The following is a 7,103-nucleotide window of genomic DNA, read 5'->3' on the forward strand; positions in this document are numbered from 1 at the left end:
CGAGCAAATTCCGGGTGAGGGGGTACAGGTCTCAGGCATATCTCGCCCGCAGAGAGAGCCCCTCACCCCGACCCTCTCCCCGTAAGAACGGGGAGAGGGAGAAGAGGCACTTCCTTGATAATTCGATCTCAAAACATCCCGCTTGCCGCGAGCGCCTTGCAGACGTGCTGCATCTCGGTCTCGTCTGCGACCATGTCGAGCATGATCGTGGTCAGCCCCTTCGCGGCAAACTCCTTCAGCTTCGCGCCGATCTCCGCGTAGCTGCCGACGAGGTAGGGGCAGTCGGCCTGGAAGGTCAGGAACGGCAGCAGCCAATAGCCATTGTCCGCGAGCTCGCCGCTCTGGCCTTCGTAGAGGCGCCGTTTCCACACGGAATCGCTGTTCTCCACGGTGAGCACGAGCAGCTCGCGATCGTCGGCATTATCGCGGAAACGCGCCTTTGCCGCTTGCCGTGCCTCGTCGCGTCCCTCGCGGGCGAAAATTCCAAAATTCATGCCGGGCGCATCGAGGCGGCGGTCGAGATCGGGCGGCAGCATCTGCATCTTGATGCAGCCGGTCTCCTTTGCGACGCGCTGTGCCGGCTCGGACTGACCTGCGACGAGAAATTCCGGCATCAGCTCCGGCGGCAGGCGTGGTCGCAGTTGCAGGTTGCTTGCACGGTAGAACCGGCCCTCGAAAGTGGCCGGCCGCGGGCTTGCCAGCAGCTGGCGCATCAGCGCAATGAATTCGCCGAGCCGGACATAGCGGTCGGCATGCGACTGCTCGTCGCCGAGCCCCTGCAAATCGCTGACCGCCGTCCCCGTGATCATGTTGAGATAGACCTTGCGGCGGTGGAGCTGCGCAAAGGACGAGACGAATTTTGCCGCCGTGAACGGGTGCATGTAGACCGGATTGACCGCGATCAGCGGCGAGGACCTCGTCGTCTCGCTGATGATGTGCTGGGCCATCGCCCAAGGCTCGACGAACACGTCGTTGCCTTCGAACAGCAGGATGCCTTCGAAGCAGTTGCGGTCGGCGAACTGCGCCACCCGCATCAACTCACCGACATATTTCTTGGGGTCGCGGTTGCGCGAAATCGCGGGAAAGACACGCAGCCGCGGCGTCATTCAGCTGCCTCCTGCAGCGGCCACGCATTGCGCGTGATGGGAAGGCCGCCGCTGGCGCGGGAGCCGTCGGCGATCGCGAGACGATGCGAGGGCGACGGCGAGATCAGCTGGAATCGCCACCCTTGCGGATCGTCGGCGATATCGGGCTTGAAGCTGATCTCGATGGCCTCGCGCGATACCTGCATGGCGAAGGCGTCGAGCGGCAAATTGAGGCCGAAACCTCTGGCCTTCAGATAGGCTTCTTTCAGCGTCCAGTAGTCGAAGAAGCGCTCGGTCGCGGCGGGCTCCGGCAGCCCGCGCAGCGCTTCGACCTCTTCCGGCGCGAAGAACCGAAGCGCGGTCGACAGCGGCGCCACCCGACGCGATACGGTCTCGACGTCGACGCCGACGGTCTCATGCCCTGACACGACGCAGGCGACGCAGCCGTCGGCGTGCGACAGGCTGAAATGCAGCGTGCTCGAGGTCTTGGGCGATGCGACAAACGGCCGCCCGTAACGCCCGGCCGCAAATGACCAGTCGGTCGGTGCGACCTCAGGTGCGACGTGGGAGAGCGCAAGGCGCAACATCGCGTGCGCGAAAATATACTGTCGCTGGTGCCGCTCGAACACGAAGCGGTCGGCTCGTACCCGTTCGTCGACCGAGAGCAGGCGCCGGCACGTATCAACCGCATCCGGCGCGTCAAAAGTCTCGATCAGTCCGACAAACAGTTCAATTCTGTCGTCTGCCATCAATTGGGCCCATGGCGTCAGGCCGGGGCCAAATCCCCTGCCATGACGGAAGAATCAACTGAGCAAGAATCAACTGAGCGGACCGTTTCTAGCGGTCCACTCCGGCGAATCCTTGTCGATTGCTGGCCGGTTTACGGGCGCAAGCTTGTGCGAGACCCCAACTCGACAGGCGAGTGGCCAAATCTGAAAACTGAAGCCCGAAAACTGAAGCCTGAAGATTCGTGCGGCGTCCCGGCCGACGAGTCTTACGTCTTCTTCTTCTTGGACTTCTTGGAGCCGCCCAGCATCGAAATGCTGGCGTCGACATCCTTCAGCGCGGACTGCAGCTTCTTCTTCTCGGCGCCGAGCAACTTCTGCAGGGCCTTGCGGTCCTTGTCACTCAACGAGGTGCCCTTGGTAAATTTGATGAAACCCATAACGAACTCCCCGGTTGAAAATAATCGTCCAAATCAAAACGCGAGAATAATCTTGCGCGATGGCGCCAAATAATCAAGATGCAACTTGGTCATTCACAGCTTTGACGGGTGACCCCGTATTCGCCCGTGCTGTACGGCCGGTCATGCCGCCCTGCGATTGAGCAATCGGCCGAGTGGTGCGTTGGGTTGGGCGAGGGCCGCCCCGAGCAGCGCGACGAGATCCTCCATCCACTGGCCGACCGTAGCGCCGTCGAGCAGCTCGCTCTTGTAGTTGCATGAACCGGTGATTCCCGTCGGCCGCTCCTTGAGCATCAGCGACAGCCAGGTCTGGTCGATCGGCAGCACCGGCTGGCCTTCGCGGGCGATGTTGCCGATCGATCCTGTCGTGAGATCAGGCAAATCGAGCGGCTGGCGCAGCGGATTTTGCAGGGTGAAATAGACCTGGAGCAGCGAGGCTGGATTGACCCCCTCCTGCTCCAGATGGTCGGCCAGGATGTTGAACGGCAGCTCCTGGCGCGCATGCGCGTCAAGCACGCTCTGGCGGACCCGGACCACGGCCTGCACGAACGACAGCTCCGGCGTGATTTTGGTGCGAACGATCACCGTGTTCTCGAACGGACCGACGATCCGGTCGGTGTCCGGCTGGGCGCGATTGGCCATGGCGGTGGCGATCGAGATGTCGTGGCGGCCGGCCCGCGCCAGCAGCACGGCTTTCAAGCCGGTCAGCAGGCACATGAACAGCGTGCAATTGTGCTGGCCGGCGAAAGCCGCGAGCCGGCCGATCAGCTCACGATCCAGGCTGACGGGATGGTGCCCCCTGGACGGGCCCGGACGTGATCCGCCCTCGAAGAGGGGAGGCGCCCCGCGCAAATTCTCCGTCCAGTCGGCCGCCTGATGGCGGGCGGCATCGGTGCCGCACCACCAGCGCTGCCAGCGCGCTACGTCCGAAAAGGCCGGCGGCGGTTTCGGCAGCGGCACCGAAGGATAGCCAGCCAAGGCCGCATAGCGGCTGGACAATTCCTCGAACAGCACGCCGATCGACCAGCCGTCGACAACGGCGTGGTGCAGCGTCAGCAGCAACACGTGATCGCAATCGTGGAGCCGCAACAGCCGGGCGCGCAGCAGCGGCGCGCGCGTGGTGTCGATCGGGACATAGGTCTCCTGTTCGATCAGGAGATCGATCTTGCGGAGCTCCAGCGCCTTGCGCCGCTTGTTGTTGTGGGGCTGGCCGTCGCCGATCGTCTCGACGGTCAGGACACGGCCGAGGGCGCCGGGCGCGGCGATGCGGCTGACGGGCTCCCCGCCGCTCCAGCCAAAATGGGTCCGCAGCGATTCGTGCCGGCGCACGATGTCATCGATCGCCTGCGCCAGGGCGGCCAGATTGAGCGGCCCCTGAAGACGGAAAGCGAAAGGCAGGTTGAACAGCGGCAGTCCGTGAAGATTCTGCTCGATCCGCAGCATCTGGTCCTGCGCGATCGAGAGCGTGGGAGGGCTGCCTTCGGCCAGGCTCGCTGTAGCCAGCCTTGCGAAACCTGTGGCCGGCTTGCGCAGCTTGGCCGCCACGGCCTCGTCTACCCGCCGGGCAAGCTCGTCGATCGTCGGTGCCTCGAAGATGGTCTTGATCGGCAGCGACACGCCGAGCGCCCGGGCGACGCGCGCCATGATTTGGCCCGCCAGCAGCGAGTGGCCGCCGAGGTCGAAGAAATTGTCGGTGACGCCGAGGCTCTCGATCTTCAGCAGGTCGATCCAGATGTCGGACAGCACCTTTTCGGTGAAGCGCCGCGCCGGCACGGTCGCATCCGGTCCGGACGTTTCCTGCTGCGCCGGCGCCAGCAGCGCGGTGCGGTCGATCTTGCCATGGGCATTGAGCGGCACCTGATCCAGGAACAGGAACGCGGACGGGATGGCGTGGCCCGGCAGCCGGCTCTTCAGGAAGTCGCGCAGCTCGCTGGCACTGCTCCGGCTGCCGGACCTTGCGACGATATGGGCAATCAGCCTGACATCGCCGCTTGCTTCGCGGCGCGGCTCGACGATGCCGGCGCGCACACTGGGATGGTCGGCAAGCGCGTTCTCGATCTCCTTGAGCTCGATACGGTAGCCGCGAACCTTGACCTGATGGTCGGCGCGACCGAGGCATTCGATCGTGCCGTCGGCGCGGCGGCGGGCGAGATCGCCGGTCCGGAACAGCCGGCTGCTTGCTTTGCGCGAGAACGGATCGGGCAGGAAGCGCTGCCGGTTCTGCGCGGGGTCGTTGACATAGCCGCGGCCGACACCGGCGCCGCCGATGCAGAGCTCGCCGCTCACGCCGACCGGCTGCGGCTGCAGGCTTGCGTCGAGCACGTAGAGCTGCATGTTCGGCAGCGGCGCGCCGATGGGGACGTTGCCGGTCGTGATCGTCGGTGCTTTGGTCAGGCGATGCAGCGAGACGTCGTCGGAACATTCCGACGCACCATAGGCGTTGATCAGCGGCACTTTCGGACAGCGGGCGAACCAGGCCTTGCAGAGATCGACGGGCAGCGGTTCGCCGGTCGAGATCAGAAGGCGCAGCCTCGCAAAGGCGCGTCGGACCTGTGCCTCGTCCATGCGATCGAGGATCACACGCAGCAGCGATGGGACGATCTCGAGCACCGTGATGCCCTCGCGCTCGATCTCGCGCGCGAGCAAAATCGGGTCCTGCACGATCGCGGTACCGCACACATGGACCCGCGCACCGACCATGGGCCCCGCGAGGAACTGCCACACCGAGATGACAAAACTCTGCGGCGCGGTCTGCGCGATCACGTCCCGGGACGTGAGTTTCAGCTCGGAGATGAGCGAGGCCAGATGGTTCGAAAGCCCGCGCTGCTCGATCATGACGCCCTTCGGCGCGCCGGACGACCCGGAAGTGTAGATGAGATAGGCAAGGCTCGAAGCCGCGCGCCGCGTTGCACGGGCCGGCTTGGTCGACGCCGGCGCGATCGCGTCCTCGAGCTCGGCCACCTGAAGGCGCTCGACCAGCGGTTCGAGCAGCCCCTCCGCCATGGACGACTGCGACCGTCCGGTCAGCAGCATGCGGGCGCCGCTCGATCCGAGGATGGTTGCGAGCCGTGCCGGCGGCTGGTCGGGATCGAGATTGAGGAAGGCGGCGCCCACGCGTTGCACGGCGATCATCGCGGCGAGCAGGTCGGCCCCGCGATCTGCAAGCAAGGCGACCACGGTCTCGGCGCCGACGCCTTCGAGGGCAAGCCAGCGCGCGGCCGCCTGGCTGCGGCGCGCCAGCTCGCGGTAGCTCAGGGATGTGCGGCCGTCCGACACGGCGATCGCGTTCGGCGTCTTCTTGGCCTGGCGGTCGAAACCTTCGCTCAAATTGCCGCGCGTGGCGAAATCGGCCGGCACGCCCCGGCCCTGCGCCAGCAGCTGCCGGCGTTCGGTCTCGCTCAGGAGTGGCAGGTGCGAGATGCGCTGCTCCGGATCGGCGATGACGGATTTGAGCAGGGTTTTGAACTGAGCGGCCATGCCCTCGATCGTCGCCGCGTCGAACAGATCGGTGGCGTATTCGAAGAAGCCGGTGAAACGGCCGTCGGCCTCGACCAGTTCGAGCGTGATGTCGAATCGCGCCACTTGTGGATCGATCTCGATCCGCCGCGTCGACAGACCGGAGAATCGTGCCGCCTCAATCGAGGCGTTCTGGAGGATGAACATGATCCGGAACAGCGGATTGCCGTCGCTCCTTCGCGCGATCTGAAGCGCGCGCAGGACCTCTTCGATCGGGAGGTCCTGGTTGCGATAGGCATCGAGCGTGACCTGCCGGACCCGGCGCAACATGTCGCCGAAGCTCGGATCGCCGCCGAAATCATTGCGCAGGATCAGAGTGTTGGCGAACAGTCCGATCAGGCGCTCGCTCTCGATCTGGTTGCGGTTGGCGATCAGCGATCCCGTCGCGACATCCTCGTGTCCGGTGTGACGGAACAGCAGGCACTGGAACATTGCGAGCAGGGTCATGAAGGGCGTGACGCCCTGGTTCTGGCTCAGCGCACGCAAGTCGGCCGACAGAGTCTTGGAGAATTCGAGATAGTGACGGGCACCGTGGCCGCTCCAGACCTCCGGCCTTGGCCGGTCGGTCCGCAGCGGCAGCGTGGTGACGCCGTCCAGTTGCGTCCGCCAGTAATCGAGCTGCTCCTTGGCCGCCGGCGTCTTGGCCCAGCTCTGCTGCCAGAGCGCAAAGTCGCGGTACTGGAAGGCGGGCGCAGGCAGTGTTGCCACGTCGTTCTTGCGCGCTGCCGAATAATGGGCGGCGAGTTCTTCCCAGAACAGTCGCTGCGACCAGCCGTCGGTGACGAGATGATGGACGTTGACCACGAGCGCGTGGCTGCTCTTGTCGAACGAGAGCAGCGTGACCTTCAGCGGCGCCTCGTGCGCAAGGTCGAACGGATGTTGCGCGAGCCGGAGCGCTTCGCGCCTGACAACAGCGGCCCGCTTGTCCGCCGGGCAGGGCTTGAGCTTGATCCGCTCGAACTGCGGCGGCGATTGCAGCACAAGCTGCACCGGCTCGCCCTCGCGTTCGATGATGACCGACCGCAACGCCTCATGGCGGGCAGAGACCGCGGCAAGGCTCGCAGAAAGTGCGGCGACATCGAGCCCACCCTTGAGGAGCGCGACTTCGACGACGTTATAATTGTAGCGCGTGGGGTCGAGCCGCGAGAGCACGTACATCCGCTGCTGCTGGAACGACAGCGGCGCGTCTGCTTCCCCGGGGGGGGGGCCCGCCGGGCGCCCCGGGGGGGGGGGGGGGGGGGGGGGGGGGGCCCGCGCCCCCCCCCCCCCCGGCGGGGGGGGCGCGAAAAACAACACCCCCGACCAAAAGACAAATAATA

3 protein-coding genes and 1 pseudogene are annotated in these 7,103 nt (G+C 65.4%); all 4 read right to left on the reverse strand.

What is annotated here, in order from left to right; all coding sequences use genetic code 11:
- Positions 1-128: 128 nt before the first annotated feature.
- Positions 129-1,106, reverse strand: a complete 978-nt coding sequence (locus AC0L30_RS26820) for an LLM class flavin-dependent oxidoreductase (RefSeq protein WP_473405601.1) — start codon at positions 1,104-1,106, stop codon at positions 129-131.
- Positions 1,103-1,834 carry a 4'-phosphopantetheinyl transferase family protein gene (locus AC0L30_RS26825; RefSeq protein ID WP_007600598.1) on the reverse strand — a complete coding sequence of 244 codons (732 nt, stop codon included), beginning with the start codon at positions 1,832-1,834 and terminating at the stop codon, positions 1,103-1,105. The genes AC0L30_RS26820 and AC0L30_RS26825 overlap by 4 nt, the downstream gene beginning before the upstream one ends.
- Before the next feature lie 245 nt (positions 1,835-2,079).
- Positions 2,080-2,250 (reverse strand): hypothetical protein, encoded by a 171-nt coding sequence (locus AC0L30_RS26830; protein ID WP_162847227.1) that lies wholly within the window; start codon positions 2,248-2,250, stop codon positions 2,080-2,082.
- A 141-nt stretch (positions 2,251-2,391) separates the two neighbouring features.
- A pseudogene (locus AC0L30_RS26835) lies at positions 2,392-6,978 on the reverse strand (amino acid adenylation domain-containing protein); the annotation flags it as partial.
- Between the last annotated feature and the right edge of the window lie 125 nt (positions 6,979-7,103).

The sequence above is a fragment of the Bradyrhizobium sp. MI1.11 genome (assembly GCF_055811255.1).